Annotated in this window: 17 protein-coding genes; 9 read left to right on the forward strand and 8 right to left on the reverse strand. The window is 64.3% G+C overall.

Annotated features, from left to right (window positions below; genetic code table 11):
• Entirely contained in the window at positions 1–990 is a 990-nt protein-coding gene (locus QCE58_RS32860; protein ID WP_250437345.1) for a D-2-hydroxyacid dehydrogenase family protein, read from the forward strand.
• A gap of 6 nt (positions 991–996) precedes the next feature.
• Here the strand turns inward: QCE58_RS32860 and QCE58_RS32865 are convergent, their stop codons facing one another.
• From QCE58_RS32865 to QCE58_RS32890, 6 genes are all read right to left on the reverse strand, one after another.
• The gene (locus QCE58_RS32865; RefSeq protein WP_250441499.1) at positions 997–1,800 is read right to left on the reverse strand and encodes an amidohydrolase; all 804 of its coding nucleotides are present in this window, start codon (positions 1,798–1,800) and stop codon (positions 997–999) included.
• Positions 1,797–2,804 (reverse strand): hydroxyacid dehydrogenase, encoded by a 1,008-nt coding sequence (locus tag QCE58_RS32870; RefSeq protein ID WP_008346842.1) that lies wholly within the window; start codon positions 2,802–2,804, stop codon positions 1,797–1,799. The genes QCE58_RS32865 and QCE58_RS32870 overlap by 4 nt, the downstream gene beginning before the upstream one ends.
• Positions 2,801–3,862 carry a LacI family DNA-binding transcriptional regulator gene (locus QCE58_RS32875; RefSeq protein WP_250522314.1) on the reverse strand — a complete coding sequence of 354 codons (1,062 nt, stop codon included), beginning with the start codon at positions 3,860–3,862 and terminating at the stop codon, positions 2,801–2,803. The genes QCE58_RS32870 and QCE58_RS32875 overlap by 4 nt, the downstream gene beginning before the upstream one ends.
• Before the next feature lie 19 nt (positions 3,863–3,881).
• The gene (locus QCE58_RS32880) at positions 3,882–5,777 is read right to left on the reverse strand and encodes a TRAP transporter large permease subunit (RefSeq protein ID WP_250522313.1); all 1,896 of its coding nucleotides are present in this window, start codon (positions 5,775–5,777) and stop codon (positions 3,882–3,884) included.
• Positions 5,778–5,809: 32 nt separating this feature from the next.
• Complete coding sequence (locus QCE58_RS32885; RefSeq protein WP_250503668.1) at positions 5,810–6,850, reverse strand: TRAP transporter substrate-binding protein; 1,041 nt, start codon at positions 6,848–6,850, stop codon at positions 5,810–5,812.
• Between the two features lie 237 nt (positions 6,851–7,087).
• Positions 7,088–8,026 carry a LysR family transcriptional regulator gene (locus QCE58_RS32890; protein ID WP_033535808.1) on the reverse strand — a complete coding sequence of 313 codons (939 nt, stop codon included), beginning with the start codon at positions 8,024–8,026 and terminating at the stop codon, positions 7,088–7,090.
• A gap of 178 nt (positions 8,027–8,204) precedes the next feature.
• Between QCE58_RS32890 and QCE58_RS32895 the strand changes: the two genes are divergently transcribed.
• The 8 genes from QCE58_RS32895 (at position 8,205) to QCE58_RS32930 (ending at position 19,538) form a co-directional block, all read left to right on the forward strand.
• Complete coding sequence (locus tag QCE58_RS32895; protein WP_008346832.1) at positions 8,205–9,344, forward strand: iron-containing alcohol dehydrogenase; 1,140 nt, start codon at positions 8,205–8,207, stop codon at positions 9,342–9,344.
• 59 nt (positions 9,345–9,403) lie between these two features.
• Positions 9,404–10,708, forward strand: a complete 1,305-nt coding sequence (locus QCE58_RS32900) for an MFS transporter (RefSeq protein ID WP_309781079.1) — start codon at positions 9,404–9,406, stop codon at positions 10,706–10,708.
• A gap of 63 nt (positions 10,709–10,771) precedes the next feature.
• Positions 10,772–11,974, forward strand: coding sequence for an alpha-hydroxy acid oxidase (locus QCE58_RS32905; RefSeq protein ID WP_250522312.1), 1,203 nt, complete (start codon positions 10,772–10,774; stop codon positions 11,972–11,974).
• A gap of 18 nt (positions 11,975–11,992) precedes the next feature.
• Positions 11,993–12,781, forward strand: coding sequence for an SDR family oxidoreductase (locus QCE58_RS32910; RefSeq protein WP_250437338.1), 789 nt, complete (start codon positions 11,993–11,995; stop codon positions 12,779–12,781).
• Between the two features lie 447 nt (positions 12,782–13,228).
• A complete protein-coding gene (locus QCE58_RS32915) occupies positions 13,229–14,527 on the forward strand; it encodes an ATP citrate lyase citrate-binding domain-containing protein (RefSeq protein ID WP_175943170.1) in 1,299 nt (432 codons plus the stop codon).
• Between the two features lie 11 nt (positions 14,528–14,538).
• Positions 14,539–17,238 (forward strand): CoA-binding protein, encoded by a 2,700-nt coding sequence (locus QCE58_RS32920; RefSeq protein WP_250522311.1) that lies wholly within the window; start codon positions 14,539–14,541, stop codon positions 17,236–17,238.
• Between the two features lie 168 nt (positions 17,239–17,406).
• Complete coding sequence (locus QCE58_RS32925) at positions 17,407–18,705, forward strand: MFS transporter (protein ID WP_008346820.1); 1,299 nt, start codon at positions 17,407–17,409, stop codon at positions 18,703–18,705.
• A 50-nt stretch (positions 18,706–18,755) separates the two neighbouring features.
• Positions 18,756–19,538 carry a substrate-binding domain-containing protein gene (locus QCE58_RS32930; RefSeq protein WP_250522310.1) on the forward strand — a complete coding sequence of 261 codons (783 nt, stop codon included), beginning with the start codon at positions 18,756–18,758 and terminating at the stop codon, positions 19,536–19,538.
• Positions 19,539–19,552: 14 nt separating this feature from the next.
• On the opposite strand, the gene dctA is transcribed toward QCE58_RS32930, so the two are convergent.
• Together dctA and QCE58_RS32940 are read right to left on the reverse strand one after the other, a co-directional pair.
• Positions 19,553–20,863 (reverse strand): C4-dicarboxylate transporter DctA, encoded by a 1,311-nt coding sequence (dctA, locus tag QCE58_RS32935; protein ID WP_250522309.1) that lies wholly within the window; start codon positions 20,861–20,863, stop codon positions 19,553–19,555.
• Positions 20,860–21,825 carry a LysR family transcriptional regulator gene (locus QCE58_RS32940; protein WP_008346814.1) on the reverse strand — a complete coding sequence of 322 codons (966 nt, stop codon included), beginning with the start codon at positions 21,823–21,825 and terminating at the stop codon, positions 20,860–20,862. The genes dctA and QCE58_RS32940 overlap by 4 nt, the downstream gene beginning before the upstream one ends.
• Positions 21,826–22,272: the final 447 nt, after the last annotated feature.

A 22,272-nucleotide genomic window follows, 5' to 3' on the forward strand; every position in this document is an offset into this window, starting at 1 on the left:
ATGCATAACATCGCCATTCTCGATGACTTCCAGAACACCGCGCTTCGCTTCGGCGAGTGGAACAGCTTGCGCGAACACGCGGACATTACCGTTTTCACGGACCCTATCCGCGACGAGAACGAACTGGTCGAACGTCTTCGACCCTACGACATTCTTTGCGTGATGCGCGAGCGCACATGGTTCACGCGCAGCGTGCTTTCGCGATTGCCGAATCTGAAATTGCTGGCAAGCACGGGGCCGTGGAATGCAGCCATCGATATCGAAGCCGCCGATGAACTCGGCATTGCCGTATGCGGCACCGCATCGTCGCCGACGGCCGCCGCCGAGCTTGCATGGGCGCTCATTCTCGCCGCGACGCGGCACATCCCGAGCGAAGTGGCATCGTTCAGAAGGGGAGGCTGGCAGGTGTCGGTGGGCGGCGATCTGCACGGCAAGACCATCGGACTGATAGGACTCGGCTATACCGGCGGCGCGACCGCGCGAGTCGCGCAGGCTTTCGGGATGCACGCCATCGCATGGAGTCAGAACATGACGCAGGAGTCCGCCGCGAAATTCGGCGCGCGCTACGTGTCGAAGGAAGAATTGCTCGCATCGAGCGATATCGTTTCGATTCATGTGCGGCTATCGGAGCGCACGCGCGATCTCATCAGCGAGAAGGAGCTCGCGACGATGCAATCGCACGCGCTGCTCGTGAACACGGCACGCGGACCGATCGTCAACGAACGCGCGCTGATCGATGCGTTGACCGCGAAACGAATCGCGGCCGCCGCGCTCGATGTTTTCGATCAGGAGCCGTTGCCCGCCGATCATCCGTTCCGATTGATGGATAACGTGATCGCGACATCGCACATCGGTTATGTCACCGATGACTCTTATCGCATCTACTACGGCGAGTCTGTCGAAAACATTCGCGCATGGATCGCGGGCACGCCCATTCGCGTGCTGACGTCCCAGAAACGCGAGATCAGTTACGTCAGCGGGGTCGCATAGCGGTCGCTAGAACCGATACAACTCAGCGGGATTATCGACGAGTATCTTGCGGCGAACCGCGTCGCTTTCCACGAGCCGCATCGTCCAGTCGAACATGCGCGCGTCGTCCGGAACGGGCTTGACGTTCGGATGCGGCCAGTTCGACGCCCACACGCCGCGCTCGGGAAAACGCGCCGATATCGCGCGCACGAGCCAGGACACGTCGTCGAAATCGGGCGCGCCGGTGCGCGAGCTTTCATACGGCGCGGACAGCTTGATCCAGCAACGCGGCCCGTCGAGCAGGCGGCACAGCGACGCGAATCCATCGCTTTGCGATGTGACCGGCGCAAGGAACTTGCCGAGATGATCGATGACGAGATTCGACGGCAAACGCGCGAGCATCGCTTCGTGCTGCGGCAGCGTGTGGCCGTCGAGCTGAAGGTTGATGTTCCAGCCGAGCGGTGCAATGCGCGCCGAGATGTCCGCGAGTGCGTCCCACGGCAGCACGCCGCCCGGCAGCATCATGAAGCGCACGCCGCGAATGCCCGCATCGTGCAGACGCTGCAGTTCGTCATCGCCGATATCCGGCGGGACCACCGCGATGCCGCGCGCGCCGTCGCCCAGTTGCGCGATGGCCGCGAGCGTGCAGCGATTGTCGAAGCCATACCCGGTCGGCTGCACGACGATCGCGCGCGAAAAGCCCAGCGTGCGCTGCACGTCCCGATACGCCGATGCGGGCGCGGGCGGCGGCGCGAACGTCGCGGTCTTGGCGAGCGGATAGCCTGCTTCGTAGACGTGAATGTGGCAGTCGCAAGCGCCTTCGAGTTTCATCGCGCGTGCTCCTGCACATCGAAACCGGCGAGACGGAACGCTTGCGCCGCGTTCACCGCGCCCGCGGGCACGCGGCCTTCGAACAGCGCTTGCGTTTGTGCGACCGTTTCCATCGATTGATGCTCGATCGCGCCCGGCGTCAGCCCGCCGACATGCGGCGCCGCGATCACGCGCGGATGCGCCGCGAGCACCGGCGCGGGCATCTGATCGGCCGCGCGTCCGACATCGAGCGCGCATCCCGCGAGATGGCCGCGCTCGAGCGCATCGAGCAGCGCGTCATCATCGACGAGTTCACCGCGCGCGGCGTTGATGAAGTACGCGCCGCGCTTCATCGCGGCGAAGGCGCGCGCGTTCATCAGATTCGCCGTCTGCGCATTGGCCGGCGCGAGGCACACGACGAAGTCCGACTGCGCGAGCAAGTCATCGAAGCCGGTTTGATGAAGCCGCGTATCGTCGATCGTCGCGTAAGGATCGGACACGACGACACGCATGCCGAATGCCAGCGCCAGATCGCAAAGATAGCGCGAAATCTGTCCATAGCCGATCACACCGAACGTGCTGCCGCGCAACTCGCGGCCCATCATCGGCGCGGGCGCTTCGTGGCGATGATAAGCCTCCGCATACGCGGTCGTGCCGCGCGCGAGATCGAGCATGGCGCCGATCACCCACTCCGACACGGACGGCACGAAGCCCGCGCTTGCCTGCGTGACGAGCACGCCCAGCTCGCTGGCGGCATCGACATCGACGGTGCGAATATCCACCGCGCAGCGCACGAACGCGGCGAGCTTCGGCAGCGCCTCGAACAAGGCGCGCGGCGCGGGCGTTTGCCGGTACGCGATGATGACATCGGCATCGCGCGCGGCATCGGCGAGTTCGGCGGTCGTCAGCTCGCGATCCTCGGTGTTGTACGCGACGTCCGCGAACGCCGCGAGCGCAGCCGAAGCGCGTGCGCCGAAGTAATGATCCAGCATGTGCCGGGGATGACTCACGAATACCTTGTTCATGTCCTCGTCCTGATTCGTTTCGCGGGCGCGGCGACCGACTCGCGCTCCACCAGCGTGATATCCGTGAACAGCGCCTGCTCCGATGCCGGCATGGGTTCGTCGTGTGGACGCATCGCGCGCTCGACCATCGCGGCGGCCATGGCGGGCACGGGAAGCTGCACGGTCGTGAGCGCGGGATTCGAGATCGCCGCCAGAAAATGTCCGTCCATGCCGACGATCGACACGTCTTCCGGCACGCGCAAGCCGCACTCGCGCAAACCCGCCATCAGGCCGAGCGCCATCAGATCGTTGACGGCGACGATGCCGGTCGGGCGCGCATCGTCCTGCGCGAGCAGACGCGCGAGCGCGCGGCCGTTTTCGGCGATCATCGAATCGCCGTATTCGTTCACCGGGCCGCTATCGAGCACGCGCGCCGTCTGCGCGAGACCTGCATCGTTTGCGGCGGACAGAAAGCCGTTGATCTTGTCGCGCCGGCTCATCGTCACGCCGGTCAGCGTGGCGAAGGCGAGCCGCGTATGGCCATGTTCGATGAGATGCCGCGTCGCGGTGCGCGCCGCTTCGAAGTTGTCGGGCGTGACGTGCTCGACGCGCGTCGCTTCGCCTTCGGTCGCGCGCCGGTCGTAGCTCACGACGACCATGCCGCGCTCGACGGCGGTTTCCAGATGCCGCTCGTTCGCGAGCGACGAGATCACGATCACGCGCCGCACGCCTTGCGAGAGCAAGTCCTCGAAGAACGACGCTTCCTTCGCCGGATCGCGATACGTGTTGCCGATCATCACGCGATAGCCGTAGCGCTCCTGCGCATACGTTTCCACTTCGCGCGCGATATAGCCGTACATCGGATTGGCGATCGATGGCACCAGCAGTCCGATGATCGGCGTCTGCCCTGTCTTCAACTGACGCGCAAGCGTGCTCGGACGGTATTGCAGCGCGTTCATCGCGGCCTGCACGCGTGCGAGCGTTTCCTGGCGCATCTGGTCGGTGCGGCCGTTCAGCACGTTGGATACGGTGCTTACGGACACACCGGCCTCGCGGGCGACATCCTGAATGGTGCTCATAAGGTTTGACATCTGCCGGCTACAGGCCGAGCCGGGTCGGCAACCACAACGAAAACGACGGCACCAGAATCAGCGCAACCAGTGCGATGAACAGCACCAGCAGATATTTGAGCATAGGACGCGCGACGGCTTTCATTTCCGTGCCGGTGATGGCGCAGGTCGCGAAGAGCCCGAGCCCGACCGGCGGCGAGAAGAGACCGAGGCCCATTGCGACGACGATCACCGTGCCGAAGTGCAGCGGGTTGATGCCGAGCTGCGTCGCGATCGGCGTGAGCAGCGGCCCGAAGATGATGAGCGCGGGCGCGCCTTCCAGCACCGCGCCGAACACGATCATGATGAGCACGGACAGCAGCAGGAACATCGTCGGGCCGTATTGATGCGCGAAGGCGATCATCGAATCGGACACGAGCGCGGGAATCTGCTCGATGGTCAGCGCGAAAGACACGCTCGAAGCCGCCGCCACGATGAACAGAATGCTGCTCGCCATCGACGCGGAGCGCACGAACACGCGCGCCACCGACTTCGGCGTGAGCTCGCGAAACGCGATCCAGCCGACGATCAACGCATACACGACGGCGAAAGCCGACACTTCCGTCGATGTCGCGATGCCCGAGGTCACGCCTTTGCCGATCATCGTGATCATGACGAGCGCGACCAGCGCGCCGCCGGCGAGCGGCAGCCACTTGCGCGGGTTCGTGAGCGCATCGGCGAGATTGATGCGCCGGCCGCAGATCACCGCGACGATCGCGAGCGCCACCGCCAACACCGCCGCCGGAACGACGCCCGCGAGAAACAGCCCCGCGATCGAAATGTTGGCGACAAAGCCCATGATGATCATGTTCACGCATGGGGGAATGGTCTCCGCCATCACGGCGCTGCACGCGAGGAGCGCCGCCGCTTCGTTCGGATCTTCCTTGCTCTGGCGCACGGCAGGCATGACGACGCCGCCGACCGCCGCGATATCCGCGAGCTTGGAGCCGGATACGCCGGAGAAGAACGCCGTCGCCATGATCGTGATGAGGCCGAGTCCGCCGCGCACGCGCCCGAAGATGCGCAGCAGCAATTCGATCAGGCGCGACGACATGCCGTTGGTTTCCATCAGCAAGCCCGCCAGCACGAAGAACGGAATCGCGAGCAGCACGAAGTGGTCGGTGCCGGCCATCACTTGCTGCGAGTAGACGAGCATCGGCAGGGTCGGTTCGGCGAGGAAGTAGAGCAGGGCCGAGAACGCGAGCACGAAGCCGATCGGCACGCCGAGCACGAGTCCGCCGACGAAACCGGCCATCAGCAGAAAGCCGGGCTTGAGCGCGTGAGCGGGCACGAATGCGTTCCACGCGAACACGGCTGCCGCGAGCAGCACGCAGCCGGCGAGGGTGCCGAGCACGGTCTTGCGCGCACCGTTCAGCGCGTTGGCGAGCGCGAAGACCGTCATGAAGACGCTGCCGATCACGAGCGGATAGACGTTGATCCACGCGGGCAGGCCGCTCGGCGTCATCTGGCCGTAGGAATCGACGAGCAGCAGACACGACGACACGCACAGATTGCCCGCGACGCCCGCGATCACCCAATGTCCGACGTGCACGAGCGCGGGTTGCCAGCGCCTCGGCAACATGCCGCGAAACAGGTCGACGCCGACGTGCTGGCTGCGTCCGAGCACGGTGGCCGCGCCGAAGAACACGAGCACGATCATCAGCGCGCCGGCGACTTCCTCGGCCCAGTCGAACGGATCGTGCAAGAAATAGCGGTAGATCACCGAAAGGAACACCACGATCACATCGGCCGCGAGCACGGCCGCGCAGAAGTATTCGATCCAGTGCATGAGGCGCGCGAGGCCGCGCGCGAGCACGGTCTCATGGCCGAAGCCGGGCGCGGCGAGTTGCGCCTCGGGTCCGGGCGTCGCGGAGAAGGTGGTCATGGTGTCGGCCTCTTTGGCGTCGTTGGCTGCGCTCAAGCGCGCGCGGCGGCGATGGCGGTGAACAGCGGCGCGGTCGCCGGATACTGCTTCGCGAAACTCGCATACAGCTGCGACTGCATTTCAGCGCGCGCGGTGTCGCGATCGGCCTTCGACATCGGGTAGAAGGTCATGCCTTTCTTCTTCAGTTCCTGCTCGGCGGCGGCGGCGGTCTGAATGGCGGCGGCGCGCTGCTTCGCGGTCGCGTCCTGCGCCGCTTTCTGAAACGCGGGACGCAGGTTTTCCGGAATCTTCGCGAGCGCGCGGCGGCCCGTCACGACGACGAGCGGGCTGAACACGTGCTGCGTCTGCCAGCACGACTTCACGACTTCGTCGTACTTGCTTGCGAGGACCGTTGCGCAATCGTGTTCGAAGCCATCGACGACACCGGTCTGCGCGGCCATATACAGCTCGCCGATGGGAATCGGCGTGGGCACCGCGCCCATCAGCTTGAAGGTTTCCATGAAGGCGGGTGTGGGCAGCACGCGCAGCTTCACGCCTTTGATATCGGCGAGCGACTGCGTGGGCTTCTTGGTGAACACGTTGCGCGCGCCGAAGGAATAGCCCCACGTGAGCACCGAGCAGCCCGCGCGCTGTTGCAGCAGCGTATCGAACGATTTGCCGACGGTGCCGTCCATCGCGCGGCCGACGTGATCGAAGTTGTCGAACACATAGCCGAGATCGAGCATGCCGAGCTCGGGCAGCGCGGTTGCCCAGATCGACGAGCCCGTCACCATCATGTCGACCGCGCCGACTTTCACCTGCTGGACGACGTCGCTTTCCTTGCCGAGCTGGTTGTTCGGGAAATAGTCGATGCGAATCTGATCGCCGACGCTCGCCTTCAGGTTCGCGGCGAGGTTCTGATACCAGACGTAGTGGGCGGCGTTTTCGTTCGGCGGCATCGATGACGACAGCCGCAACGTGGCCGCGGGCTGCGCGCGCACGATCGCGGGAAAGCCCGCGCCCGCCGCCGCGAGCGTTGCCGCCGAGGCCGTCTGAAGGAACCGTCGGCGGGAAATGCCTGAACCGAATTGCATGGTGTTGTCTCCTGGATGCCGCTCTGGGCGCGGGCGGAAATAGGCAGCCCGACACGATAGGCGTGGCGCGACTGTATCGATTTAGTGTATCGATACAGTAAAGGGAAGCGTGGGTGGGTCATATGGGCGTATACCCGCGGGCAATCACGCGCCGAGGTGGGTTCGAAGAGGGAGAAAGCGCTGAAACTCGACTGCCGCGGCAACCGCACTCCACCGCATCCTTTCGCGGCAGCGCTTCTAACCCCCCAACACCTCCTTCTCCGCCACCAGTTCGTTTCGCAACAGCCGCGCCCCGGGCGACAGCGGCGCACCTCGCGTGGTCACGAGCTCATACGGCTCGCTGCGCGAGGTGAACGACAGCGGCAAAATGCGCGTGGCTTCGTGCCTGACGAAGAACTGAGCCACGTCGATGGACACCAGCGCCACGAACGAAGGATTGTCCTGAAGCAGGCTCAGCGTCGCGAAGGCCGACGTCGTCTCCAGCAGGCTCGACGGAAAACGAATCGCGGCTTGCTGAAATTCGCGCTCCAGCAGCACGCGCATGGGCATGTTCGCGCGATAGACCACCCAACGGTACGCGGCCAGATCCTTGAGCGTCACTTTCTTCGCCTTGCGTAACGGATGCTGCACGTTCGCCACGACCGCGAGCGTTTCATCCTGCAGCTTGATGCTCTCGTACATCTCCGGATGCTGGCTGACCGAGGTCCGGCAGATAGCCAGGTCCAGCCGTCCCGCATCGATGAGACTCAACAGCGTCTCGCTGGCGTCCTCGATGATCTCGACAGACATTTCAGGCTGCCGCGCGATCAGCGCGGACACGGCCCGGGTCAGCAAAGGCACGGCGCCCATGATGACGCCGACCGCGACACGTCCGCCATGTCCCCGCAGGATGCCCGCGATCTCTTCCCGCATGTGCGACAGATCGGTGTAGATCAGCCGCGCATACCGGATCGCGCAATGGCCCGCGTCATTCGCTTCGAGCCCGCGCCGCGTGCGCGTGAACAGCGCTGTTCCAAAGGTGGTTTCGATTTCCTGAAGCGCCTTGCTCGCGCCCGGTTGCGTCAAGCCGACTTGATTGGCCGCTTTCAGAAGCGAACCATGATCGCCCAGCGCAACAAGCAACCTGAGTTGCCTGACGTGGAGGCGCGAGGCGATCGAATTCACGTTGGGTGTCATGAGACTTGAGAGAGAGTTATATCAGCATGAGAACTTCTCAATTTTGCTCCGATGCGCCGCTCTCTATACTTCGCCGAAAGAACGCATGAAAACAGCGCGCCTCGATCATTTCCGGAAGATGGGCAGCGCAAACCGACAGCGCGTCGAGTATCGGAAACTATAACGGAAGGTCATCATCATGTCTCTCATCAACTACGTTACGCAGATCCAGTTCGACTTCGGCGCGGTGAACCTGCTGAAGAGCGAATGCGAACGCCTTTCGATCCGGCGGCCGCTGATCGTCACGGACCGGGGCATTCGTGCCGCGGGCATTCTCGACACGGTGCTGAAGGTGCTGGAGCGCGCCGACGGCGAAATGATCTACGACGCCACCCCGCCGAATCCCAACGAAGCCGCGGTGCGCGAAGCGGTCGCGCTGTACAGGCAAGCGGAATGCGACGGCATCATCGCAGTGGGCGGCGGCTCGTCGATCGATCTTGCAAAGGGCGTGGCCGTCTGCGCGACGCACGAAGGCCCGCTCCAGAGCTTCGCCGTCATCGAGGGCGGCGCGAGCCGGATCACCGCGAAAACCGCGCCGGTGATCGCGGTGCCGACCACGGCGGGCACCGGCAGCGAAGTCGGACGCGGCGCCATCCTGATCCTGGACGACGGCCGCAAGGTGGGCGTGATCTCGCCGCATGTCGTGCCGAAGGTCGCGATCTGCGATCCCGGCCTGACGGTCGGCCTGCCGCCGCAACTCACCGCCGCCACCGGCATGGATGCGATCGCGCACTGTCTGGAAACCTTCATGTCGCCGATGCGCAATCCGCCGGCCGACGGCATCGCGCTGGACGGCTTGCGCCGCGCCTGGGCGCATATCGAACGGGCCACGAAAGAGCCGACCGACCAAACCGCGCGGGAAAACATGATGATGGCTTCGATGGAAGGCGCACTCGCTTTCCAGAAGGGACTGGGCTGCGTCCATAGCCTGAGCCATTCGCTCGGCGGAATCGACCCGCGACTGCATCACGGCACGCTCAACGCCATCTTTCTGCCGGCGGTCGTGGAGTTCAACCGAAGCGCTCCGTCCATGCGCGACGAAGAAAAGATGGAGCGCATGGCGAGCGCCATGCAGTTGCGTCAGGACACGGAGATTTCGTCGGCGCTGCGCGACATGACGGCACGCCTCGGCTTGCCGACCGGCCTTCGGGCGCTGGGCGTCACGCGCGAGATGTTTCCGCGCATCGTGTCGGGCGCGCTCAAGGATCACAGTCACAAGACCAATCCGCGCGAAGCATCGGAAGCGGATTACCTCGGCTTGCTGGAAGCGTCGTATTGACGAAGAGACGGACGCCCGGCCAACGAGGCGTCCGCGCATGACACGGACGGAGACACCGCATGAACAAGAGCAAACGGATCGTACGGATCCAGCGCATTTCGATCTTCTTTCTGACCCTCGCCGGCAGCATCAACTATCTGGATCGCAGCGCGCTCTCCATTGCGAATAGCGTGATTCGCGGCGAGATGGGTCTGAGCGCGTCGCAGATGGGCCTGCTGCTGTCGGCCTTCTCGCTCGCCTATGCGTTCGCGCAACTACCGGTCGGCGCGATGCTCGACCGTTTCGGCGCGCGCGTGATGCTGGGCTGGGGCATGATCCTGTGGTCGGTCGCGCAGGCCTGCTGCGGGCTCGTCGGCAATATCCAGCAGTTCTTCCTGGCGCGCGTGTGTCTCGGCATCGGCGAGGCGCCGCAGTTTCCGGCCGGCGCGAAGGTCATCGGCGAGTGGTTCGCGGTGCGCGACCGCGGCACGCCGACCGGCATCTTCGTCGCGTCGACGACCGTGGGCCCGGCGATCGCGCCGCCGATCCTCACCGCCATGATGCTCGCGCTCGGCTGGCGCAACATGTTCTTCGCGACGGGCGTGTTCGGCGTCATCGTGGCGATCGGCTGGTATGTCGCCTATCGCAATCGCGACGAAGTGAAGCTCGCGGCGGAGGAGACCGCCTATCTGAACCAGGACTCGCAGGAAGACGAAAACAGCAAGCCGCTCAGCGGCGCGCAATGGCGCAGCCTGTTCCGGCAGAAGACGACGTGGGGCATCTTCTTCGGCTTCATGGGCGTCATCTATACCGTGTGGCTCTACCTCACATGGCTGCCGGCGTATCTCGAACACGAACGCGGCCTGAGCATCGCGAAGGCGGGCTGGGTCGTCTCGATTCCCTATGTCTTCGGCACGCTCGGCATGCTGAGCAGCGGCTTCACGGCAGACCGCCTGTACCGCAGAGGCCTGCAGGCGATCACGAGCCGCAAGTGGCCGATCTGCATCGGTCTCGAGGGCGCGGCGGCGTTCACCGTTCCGGCGGCGCTGACGCCGTCCACCACGCTCGCCGTGATCTACATCTCGGGCGCCATGTTCTTCATCAATCTGGCATCGGGCGGCGCGTGGTCGCTGATCTCGATCGCCGCGCCGCGTCAGGCGGTGGCCTCGCTCGGCGGCATCCAGAACTTCGGCGGCTTCCTGGCCGGCTCGGCCGCGCCGATCGTCACCGGCATCGTCGTGGATCGGACGCATTCGTTCGTCGCCTCGCTGATCGTGAGCGCGGTCATCGCGCTGCTCTCGGCGGTGGCGTATCTGCTGCTCGTGCACCGGCCAGTCGCGGTATCGGAAGACGTCGGGGAAACGGCCGTCGGCGCGCTTTCCTGATTCGCTCGCCATGCCGGCGTTGCGTGTGGTTTGAAAAGATCTTCTGTCGGAGTTCGAGCTTCAATGCAAACAGTAACGTGTGTCGAAGACCTTCGCCTCATGGCGAAAAAGCGGGTGCCCAAGGCGTTCTACGATTACGTCGATAGTGGCTCGTACACCGAATCGACTTATCGCGAGAACGGTCGCGCGTTCGCCCGGCTGACGCTCAAGCAACGCGTGGGCGTGAACGTGGAAGGGCGCAGCACCGCAAGCACGATGCTCGGACAGCGGGTCGCAATGCCCGTGGCCATCGCACCGACCGGACTGACGGGCATGCAATGGGCCAACGGCGAGATCCTGGGTGCGCGCGCGGCCGAGCGCTTCGGCGTGCCGTTCACGCTCTCGACCGTGAGCATCTGTTCGATCGAGGACGTTGCGGCTCATACGAAGGCGCCGTTCTGGTTTCAGCTCTACGTCATGCGCGACCGTGGCTTCAACCAGTCGCTGATCGAGCGCGCGAAGGCCGCCGGTTGTTCGGCGCTGGTGGTCACGCTCGATCTGCAGATCAACGGGCAGCGTCACAAGGATCTCAAGAACGGCATGACCGTGCCGCCTCGCCTGACGGCGGCGAACCTGCTTGATTTTCTGCGCAAGCCGGGCTGGGTGATGCGCGCCGCTTCGGGCAGACGCAACTTCGGCAATCTCGCTGGCTTCATCAAGGGCGGTGACGATGTGATCGCGATCAGCAAGTGGGTCGCATCGCAATTCGATCCGAGCCTCGACTGGAACGACATCGCGCATATCCGCAGTCTCTGGCCCGGCAAGCTGGTGCTCAAGGGCATCATGTGCGCCGAGGATGCGCGCATGGCGGCTTCGCTGGGCGCCGATGCCATCGTCGTCAGCAATCATGGCGGACGGCAGCTCGACGGCGCGCCGTCGACGGTCGAGGCCTTGCCCGCCGTGGTGGATGCCGTGGGCGACGCCACTGAAGTGTGGGTCGATGGCGGCATCCGCACCGGCCAGGATGTGATGAAGGCGCTCGCGCTGGGCGCGAAGGGCACGATGGTCGGCCGAGCCTTCATGTATGCCCTCGGCGCGATGGGCGAACCCGGCGTCGCGCGCATGCTCGAGATTGTGCGGAACGAACTCGACGTGACGATGGCGCTGACCGGCGCCCGGTCGATCGGCGAGATCGGGCCGCACAACTTTCACGAGCCGCGTGTTGCACAGGCTTTCCGCGCGCACACGGCCGGGGCCATGACTCAACGAGAAGAATCTGTCATTTGATTGGAGGTTGGACGCGCAATGGATCTGCAAATCGAGGGTAAATGGGCGCTCGTTTGCGCCGCGAGCAAGGGGCTGGGTAAGGGCTGCGCCGAAGCGCTGGTCGCTGAAGGCGTCAACGTCGTGGTGACGGCGCGCGGCGAGGACGCGCTCGAATCGACGGCCGCCGGGCTTCGGCAACTGAATCCCCGCGTTCAGGTGATCGCGGTGGCAGGCGATATCACGACGAGCGCCGGTCGGGAGCGGGCACTGAGCGCGGCGCCTCGCATCGACATCCTGATCAACAATGCGGGCGGCCCGCCGCCGGGCGATTTTCGCGACTGGACCCGAGACGACTGGATCGCGGCGCTGGATGCGAACATGCTGACGGCCATCGAACTGATGCGCGCCACCGTCGATGCAATGGCCGAGCGAGGCTTCGGCCGGATCGTCAACATCACGTCGGGTGCGGTGAAGGCGCCCATCGATGTGCTCGGGCTGTCCAACGGCGCGCGTTCCGGCCTGACCGGCTTCGTCGCGGGTCTGGCCCGGCAGAAACGGATTGCGGAGCATAACGTGACCATCAACAATCTGCTGCCGGGCTTGTTCGATACCGACCGCCTGAAGCAGTCCACCCAAGCGGCCGCTACCGCGCAGGGCAAGGCGTATGACGCTGTGCTCGAAGCGAAACGTCAGGCAATACCGGTAGGGAGATTCGGCACGGCGCAGGAGTTCGGCGCGATGTGCGCTTTCCTGTGCAGCGGACACGCGGGCTACCTGACCGGTCAAAACATCCTGATGGATGGGGGCTCGTTTCCCGGGACGTTCTGACGGTTCGTTTCATCGCGGCCGTCAGTCACGAGGGGCTTTCTTCTCCGAGCGCCAAAATCAGGCGGCGTTACCGGCGTGCAACGCGTCGTCCAGTCGCCGCCTTTTTCGGCATTGATAACGTTTGAACATCAATGCTTCGAAAAATTGCACTTCTTGTTTCAGCCTTCTTGCGCAAGTATCTGGTCTCAAGACGTTCATAAAAGAGAACGCGTCGGAGACAGGCACGAAGCGCAGCACAGCGTTTCGCTGCATCCCGGTGCACGCCCGTTCAGGGCTGCCGTCAAGAGTCATCGACGCCTATCTCGCGTAACCCACCTCGCTACTTGAATCCTGCCGCCGCTTTCGAGCGCGTCTACGGCAGCGGTGCATCTCGCGCCTGCCGCAGCGAGTCGATGCACTTCCAGTATCCGCTTCATTCGTCATTGCTCAAATCAGGAGACACGTCACATGCAGATCACCGGAATGTTGCACGGCTCGCGCCTGCTGCAATTCGTCGGCTTTCCGTCCAGCGAAGTGCTGGGCCCGGGCGCCAGCGAAGAAGAGATCAAGTCGCTCATCGACCGTCACGGGCAGATATTCATCAAGCCGGTGTTCAAGGGCGGTGTGGGCAAGAAGGGCAAAGCGGGCTTGCTCGGCCGCGCCACGGATCTCAAGACGGCGCTCGCCGAAAAGGAACGACTGTACTTCGCCGAACACGCCGTAGGCCATGTGAAAGCCAAGGCGAACGGCGTGACGTTCGAAGCGGGCGTGCCGGCCAAGCACGAGGTCTACTTTTCGATCACCGATTCCACGCGTTTCCGCGCGCCGACGATGACGCTTTCGCACATGGGCGGCATGGACATCGAGGAAGTCGATCCGAAGCACGTCGCGATGGTGCCGTTCGATGCCCTGACCGGATTGAAGGCGTTCGTCGTGGCGAATGCGCTGAGCGAGATCGGCGCGCCGCGCGAAATCATCTCGCCGCTCGTGCAGCAGTTGCCGAAGCTCTGGGAGTTGTTCCACGACTTCGGGATGACGACGCTCGAACTCAACCCGATCCGCATGCGCGAGGACAAGAAGGGACGTCTCACGCCCGTCGCATGCGACTTCAAGTGCGGATTCGATCGCGACGATCCGCGCTTCTCGCGGCTCGGCCTGCCCCCGCATCTGTTCGCCGCCGACTACTCGGATTTCGAACAGGAGATCAACCAGTTGCGCACCCACCAGGGTCAAAGCGATGTCTACGTGATCAACGACAAGGGCACGATCCTCGCGCCCACCTTCGGCGGCGGCGCGAACTCGCTCGTCACGGAAATGCTCGGCGATGCGGCCATCATCTCGTCGGACTTCGGCGGCAATCCGCCCTACGAAAAGATGAAGGAAGTGGCGCGCATCTGCTTCCGGCACTGGCTGAAGCAGTCGAATGTGCTGTTCATCATCGGCGGCAAGTCCAACAACACCGACATCTTCGAAACCCTGCGCGCGATGGCCGATGCGCTGCGCGAGCACTTCAGCGAGCACGGACCGACGCCGCTCTATGTCGTCCTCGGACGCGGCGGCCCGAACCTCGTGCGCGGCATGTCCGCGCTGCGCGACACCTGCGACTCGCTCGGCCTGCCGTATCGCCTTTTCGGTTTCGACTCCGACATCAGCGAGGTGATCCAGTACGCGCGCCGTGCGGATACATGGATGCAATCGGGCGGACGCGCGCAAGTTGCGGCGCGCATCGGCGCGCGCGACGCGCAATCGCATACGGCATCGGCTTGAGGAGATCGGACATGCACAAGCAAGGCAATAGTCGTTTCAAATACTTCGTCGGCATACAGTCGCTGGCGGATATCGCGACGCGCGAAGACCGCGTCTGCGTGCTCAACATCCTGGGCGGCGAATCATCGGACGTGACGCCGGTGAGCCACGCTTTCTCGGGCGCGAATGTCGTCTTCGGCACGGCGCCCGGCAAAGGCGGACAGATGCTTGCGACGCCCGCGGGCGACATTCCGGTCTTCAACAACGTGCGAGAAGGGCTGGAAGCCGGACATCGGTTCAACTGCGGCGTCGTCTATCTGCCGCCTTCGGCCGCGCGCGACGGCGTGGCCGAACTGATCCGCGTGAATCCGGATCTGCGCAAGATCTTCATCATCACGGAGAAGATCGCCGTGCACGATGCGCGTGAGATTCGCGCGATGGGTCAGCAGGCGGGCATCGACATCTTCGGCGCGAACGGGCTGGGCGTCGCGGACTCGTGGCAACGCGTACGCATCGGCGGCGCGCTCGGCGGCGACGATCCGGGCGCGACCTTGCGCCAGGGATCGATCGCGATCTTCTCGAATTCCGGCGGCTTCAGCACAACGATTGCGCAATACCTGCGCATGAGCGGCTGGGGCACCTCGACGGTCATTTCCAGCGGGAAGGATGTCTACATCCACTATGCCGCGCCGGAATTCGCCTTCGCGCTCGCAAACGATGCGCGCAGCAAGGCTGCCGTGCTGTACTGCGAGCCCGGCGGCTATTACGAAGCCGACGCGGACTTCACGAAGCCCGTGGTCGCGTGCGTGGTGGGCCGCTGGAAAAGCCGTCTGACGCGCGCGGTGGGACATGCTGGCGCGATGGCGGGCGGCGCCGACGATGCGCTCGCGAAGGAACGCTGGTTCAAGGAGAAATTCGGCGTCGAAAGGCTTTTCACGCCCGGCGATCCATGCTGCTCGGCGAAGGGTGCGGTGCTGACGAACATCGCGCATATTCCCGCCGCGCTCACGGCGGTGATGCGCGCGAACGCGACGATGCCCGACTTCGAGCCCGAAGGCAGCCTCGCGCTCAAGCCGTGGTTCGGCTCCGATCAGGGGCTCGATTTGCCCGACGATCTCGCGCTTGCGGTCGTGAAAGCCGTCGCGCCCTATGACGAACAAGTCGCGCGGGTGAACGACCAGATCGGCGCGATTCCGCCGCGGCAGCCGTTGAAGGACGCATCGGGCGCCTCGCAGATGGATGCGAAGACTCAGGTGAGCAGCCTGCACGGTGTATCGATGCTCGACGCGTCGACGCATTCCTTCGAAGCGAACGTGTGCCTCGCGCTGCTGCACGAGTTCGGCGGCGCGAACGATGAGAAACTGATCGACGTCGCGGTCGGCGCGGCGGTCAACCTGTACGGCACGCCCGAACTGACGGCGGCGCAGGCGGCGCGCGAGGCCGGCAATGCGCCCAATGCCGTGCTCGCGGCTGCTGCCGCCATCGTCGGGCCGAATCGCCAGCGCGCGGCGCGCGAGGCGGCCAAGCTGATGATCGACCGGTTCGCCGCAGCAAGACTCGTCGACGCATTCGATCGCGATTTCGACATCGACGCGATCGACACCGAGGGCAGCGCGGCACTGTTCTGCGAGGAACCGGATCCGAAGGCCGAAGCCATGCTCGCCGGTCTCGCCGCCCGTGGCGTGAATTCCGTATTCGTGCGATGGATTGCCAGCGGCCCGGGCCATCCGCGCGCGGACGCCGTGCTCGCGGCGATCACGACGACACTCGCCTGGGGCCCGCTCATGCGCAAGCGCATCTCGCGTCTGACGGCGGAGAGTCTGCCGTGGTGGACGAAGCTGTTCGGCACGCTGATCGGCGCTTCGGCGGACGCGTCGCGCCATCGTCCCGACAGCTTCTGCGATGTTTCCACCGAGGCGTTGCTCGGCGAGCGCTCGCTGACGGAGATTGCGTTCGCGGCGCTGCTCGGCCTCGAACCGTCCGCCGACGACCTGTTCGCTTTCAGGACGCTGACCGGATTGCTGCTCACGAACGGACCGGGTGCGATCTCGGCGCAAGGCGCGAAGGGTGCGGTATCCGCCGATGGCCCCGAATCACCCGAACGCGTGCAACTGAACAAGGCGTTGACGGGTTTTCTGACGCACACCGGCTATACGCACGGCGGCAATGGCTACGAAGGCATCGCCTTTCTCAACGATGCGTTTCGCGACAGCGCCCTCGACGATCCCGCGGACCCGCATCACGGCGTCGATCTCGACGCGCTCGCGCGCCGTTCCGTCGAGCATTACGCGCGCTACAAGGCGAGCCAGAAGCAGGCCGGCAGCCTCGACATCGCCAAGCTGCCGGGCGTCAATCACCCGGTTTTCAAGGACAAGCCGGTGAATCACGATCCGCGCGAGGTGTTCATCGCCGATCTGTACGAGGCGCGAGGCGAGTACAACGCGTTTCATGCGTATTACCGCGCGCTGGTGCAGGCCTTGTTCGACGCGGGCGTCTCGCGCAACGTGTACTGCGTCAATGTCGATGCCGTGATCGCCGCGCTGCTGCTGAAAATGCTGTGGCAACCGCTCAAACGCGGCGCATTCAGCGAGGCGGATCTCGAAACCGCTGCGTTCACGATCTTTCTGTATCCGCGCATGCTCGGTTGCGCCGCGGAAATCGACGATCACCTGAACCGCGGTCGAAACATGGACACGCGCACGCCCGCTTCACAGTGCCGTTTCATGGCCTGAGCGCCGACATCCGGGAGGTCGGCCGAGCCGACCGTTTCCGGCGATTGATAACCATAGGACATCAATCGTTGAGAACATTGCACTTATCGTTTTGATGGCGACGCGCCATCATTCCCGAAAGACAAGAGCGGACACTCCGCAAATTTCGGGACTTCAGGAGACACATCGATGCATCCCTCACCTTCCACCCTTTCGCCGGGACATTCCAAGGCTGCGGCGGTTTTCCGCGTAACGGCCGGCAATTTCCTGGAGCAGTTCGACTTCTTTCTGTTCGGCTTCTACGCGACGCAAATCGCCGGCGTGTTCTTTCCGGCATCGAGTGAATTCGCTTCGCTGATGATGACGTTCGCGGTCTTCGGCGCCGGATTCCTGATGCGTCCGCTGGGCGCGATCGTGCTCGGCGCGTACATCGACGATGTCGGCCGCCGCAAGGGCCTGATCGTCACGCTTTCCATCATGGCGAGCGGCACCATCCTGATCGCATTCGTGCCGGGATACGCGACGATCGGTCTTCTGGCCCCCGCGCTCGTGCTCGTCGGACGTCTGCTGCAGGGGTTCTCCGCGGGCGCCGAACTGGGTGGCGTATCGGTCTATCTCGCCGAGATGGCCACGCCCGGCCGCAAGGGCTTCTTCACGAGCTGGCAGTCCGCGAGCCAGCAGGTCGCGATCGTCGTGGCCGCGGCGCTCGGCTTCGCGCTCAACCAATTCCTCGACACCACGGCCATCGCGAGTTGGGGATGGCGTGTGCCGTTCTTCGTCGGCTGCATGATCGTGCCGTTCATCTTCATGCTGCGTCGCAATCTGGAAGAAACGCAGGAATTCAAGGCACGTCAGCATCGCCCGAGCATGAAGGAAGTGTTCCGCACGCTGGCCCAGAACTGGGCCGTCGTGATCGCCGGCATGATGCTGGTGGCGATGACCACCTCGAGCTTCTATCTCATCACGGTCTATGCGCCGACTTTCGGCAAGACGGTCCTGCATCTGAGCACGGCGGATAGTCTGCTCGTGACCTTGTGCGTGGCCGTGTCGAACTTCGTGTGGCTGCCGATCGGCGGGGCGCTCTCGGACAAGATCGGCCGCAGGCCGCTGCTCGTCGGCATGACGGTGCTCGCTATCGCAACCGCATACCCCGCGCTGTCGATACTCGCCCACGCGCCGAGCTTTATCAACATGCTGCTCGTGCTGCTTTGGCTCTCGTTCATGTACGGCATGTATAACGGCGCGATGGTCGTCGCGCTGACCGAGGTGATGCCGGTTCAGGTGCGCGTGGCGGGTTTCTCGCTTGCTTACAGCCTTGCGACGGCGGTGTTCGGCGGCTTCACGCCGGCCATCTCGACGGCGCTCATTCACATGACCGGCGACAAGGCCGCGCCCGGATACTGGATGAGCTTCGCCGCCGGCTGCGCGCTTCTGGCGACGTTCGCGCTCTATCGCCGGCGTGCGGCGACGCTGACTCCGGCGCACTGACGCGTCGCTCGTTGCGCCAAGCGTCTATCGAACCCTACACGACTCCGATCATGAAAAATCTGCTTCCGAAACTATGCGCGGCTGCGCTCATCGCCACCTCGGCCGTTGCGTTCAGCGTGCAGGCCGCCGACCTGCACGTCATGAGCTCGGGTGGCTTTACCGCGGCGTACAGGGTGCTCGGTCCGAGGTTCGCGTCCGAGACGGGCAACACGCTCGACACGGCGCTGGGTCCGTCGATGGGCAAATCGCCCGAAGCCATTCCCAACCGTCTCGAACGGGGCGAGCCGGCCGACGCCGTCATCATGGTCGGATACGCGCTCGACGAGCTGATCAAGCAGGGCAAGGTCGTGCCCGGATCGCGCGTGGAACTGGCGGACTCGCGCATCGGCATGGTCGTGCGCGACGGTGCGGCCAAGCCCGACATCAGCTCGGCGGAAGGCCTCCGGCAGACGCTGCTGCATGCCAAGTCGATCGCCTACTCGGACAGCGCGAGCGGTGTCTATATCGAGCGGGAGCTGTTCACGAAGCTCGGCATCGAGGAGCAGGTCAAGCCCAAGGCGAAGATGATCCCGCGCATACCAGTGGCCTCGGTCGTCGCGAACGGCGATTACGAGATCGGCTTTCAGCAGGTGAGCGAGTTGCTGCCGGTCAAGGGCGCGACCTTCGTCGGAAAGATTCCCGAGTCTTTGCAGTCCGTCACGCGTTTTGCCGCTGGCATTCCCGTGAGCGCACAGCATCCGAAGGAAGCGAAGGCGCTCCTCGACTATCTGGCATCGCCCGGCGTTCAGGCAGATGTGAAATCGACGGGACTCGATAGCGTCGCCGCGCATTGATACAGCCTTCGCCGTCAACTTCTCGAGGTGCTGCTCGCGTGGTCCTCTGCGCCGTCGGCGTCGCCCGGCGCCGGCGCGCGCAGCATCCGGGCGAGGCGCGCGCGATCGCAAGCGCCTTCCCACATCGAAACGAAGATCACCGCGCACGCGTTGCTGATGACGCTCGTGAGCGCGCGCGCTTCGGACATGAAGCGGTCGATGCCCACCAATAGCGCCACGCCGGCGACGGGAAGATCCGGAATCACCGTCAGCGTCGCGACGAGCGCCACCAGGCCGCTCCCGGACACGCCCGCCGCGCCTTTGGACGTGAGCAGCATGACCGCGAGCATCATCGCGATCTGCGGCGCGGAGAGCGACACGTCGCACGCCTGCGCGATGAACATGGAAGCAAGCGTCAGATAGATCGCGGTGCCGTCGAGATTGAACGAATAGCCCGCGGGCAGCACGAGTCCGACAACGCCCTTGTCGCAGCCGAGCATCTCCAGCTTGGTGATGAGGCGCGGCAACACCGGTTCCGTCGACGAAGTCGCCAGTACGATGAGCAATTCCTCGCGCAGATAACGCAAGAGCCGCCAAAGCGCGAAGCCGTGCAAGCGCGCAAGCGTAGCGAGGACGAGCGTGACGAACAGCACGCATGCCACGTAGAACGACACCATCAACATGCCGAGGGAGCCGACCGAGTGAATCCCGAAGCGGCCCACCGTGAAAGCCATCGCGCCGAATGCGCCGAGCGGCGCGAGCCGCATGATCATCGCGAGGATGCGAAACAGCGCCTGGGCGATGCCATCGATGAGCGCGAGCACGGGCCTGCCTGCGCCCGGATGCAGATTCAGTGCGAAGCCGAATAGCAGCGAGAGCAGCAGCACCGGCAGCACCTCGCCCTTCTCGAAGGCGCCGAGCATCGTTTCGGGGATGACGTTCAGTGCAAAGGCGACGAGACCATCCGGATGCGCCTGCTTCACATACTGCGCGAGGATCGTCGTATCGAGACTTCGGGCGTCGATATGCATGCCCGCGCCGGGCCGCATCAGAAAGGCCGTGACGAGTCCCAGCGCGAGCGCCACGGCAGTCAGAAAATAGAAGAGTCCCAACGCCCGGAAGATTGCGCGCCCGATGGCCTTTCCGCTCGCGACAGACGTGATCCCGGATACGATCGTGCAGAAGACGATCGGCGTGATCATCATCCTGACGAGGCCGACGAAACCGTCGCTGACAGGCTTGAGAAGCGAGCCGGCTTGCGGCCAGAAGTGCCCGAGCGCCATGCCGAGCAACATGCCGAGCACGACCTGCACATAGAGCAAACGGAGCGTTCTCGCCACCCTCACGACGCGGGCTTCCTGCTCGGGCGCGCTTTTGGAGCGACGTCGTCGGTTAATGTGCCGCTGCTCCTGACATCGCCTCTCATATCCAGAATCGTTTGATGAAACTCCTGCGCGGCCGGCGTCAGCGTACGCCCGCGGCGTCTCACGATTCCCACTCGTCGCTTCACGACGGGGTCGACCAGCGGCACACTCGTGAGGATGTGATGATTGCGTCCGGGCATGGCCATCGACGGTACGGCGGCGACGCCGAGGCCCGCTTCGACGAGACCGAGCATGGTCGTGACGTGACGTGTTTCGCACACGCTGGGCGCGCGCGGCGATACGGCCGAAAGAGCCTGATCGAGCAACAGGCGATTGCCGGACGTCTTGTCCACGGAAACGTATTCGTGTTCGTAGAGCTCGTTCCAGGTCACGCGTTTCTTGCGCGCGAGCGGGTGGTCGCGACGGCAAGCCGCAACGAACTGCTCCTGCAGCAGCACTTTGAAGTCGACCTCGGACTCCTGGCTTCCCATGAAGCTGACGCCGAAATCGGCCTCGCCGCTGATGACGGCGGAGAGCACTTCGTTCGCGCTCGCATCGAGCAGTTTCACCCGGATGCGCGGAAAACGGCGATGGAAGCTCGCAACCGCGCTTGGCAGAAAGTAGTAGGCCACGGATGGCACACAGGCAATGGTTACGTGACCCAATCGGCTCGATGAGACATCGCGGATGCCGAGCAGGGCGACATCGAGATCGTCCAGCAGCTGCTCCGCGCTCGGCGCGAAGGCGCGGCCGACAGTCGTGAGCGTCACGCTGCGCGTGGTGCGTTCGAAGAGACGCACGCCGAGCGCTTCCTCCAGCTTGTCGATCCGGCGGCTCAAAGCCGGCTGGGATATGTTCACCGCCTCGGCTGCCTTTCGGAAGCTGCCCAGTTCCACCACGGCTCTGAATGCCTGCAAGTCGTTGAGGTCGAAGTTGACGCCCACGGGCCATTCTCCGCGTTCTTAGATGCCGATATTGTGCATTACGCGGAGGGGGGCGGCTAATTGTGGGGGCGGGTTGTGATCTTGGTCTGGTCGGACGAGGGCGGCGGTGGGGCTTCGCGAAGCCGTGAGCCGGGGATGATGGCGAGCGGATAACGATTGATGCGTTCGATGCTATTTTCCGGTTGTCGATCGGCGCGCGTTTTCAAGCGGCAGGGAGCGGGTGGGCGGGTCTCTCGGCACTAGACGTCGATCGTTACAACCCCGACCGCACGGCGGAGGTTTGGGCAAAAAAGCGTGCAGTGAGCAAGCGGGTCGATCAGAGTCGGAAGTTGGTTCGAAGGGGGCTTATCGGCCATGAAGGGCCTTCGCTCGCAGAAGCGGCGAGACATTCCAGCGTCCGAAATACATCGACTAGCGACATCAAGCCAGGGCGATGGAGCCCGCTTA

Source organism: Caballeronia sp. LZ028 (genome assembly GCF_031451415.1).
GTDB classification, from domain to species: domain Bacteria; phylum Pseudomonadota; class Gammaproteobacteria; order Burkholderiales; family Burkholderiaceae; genus Caballeronia; species Caballeronia zhejiangensis.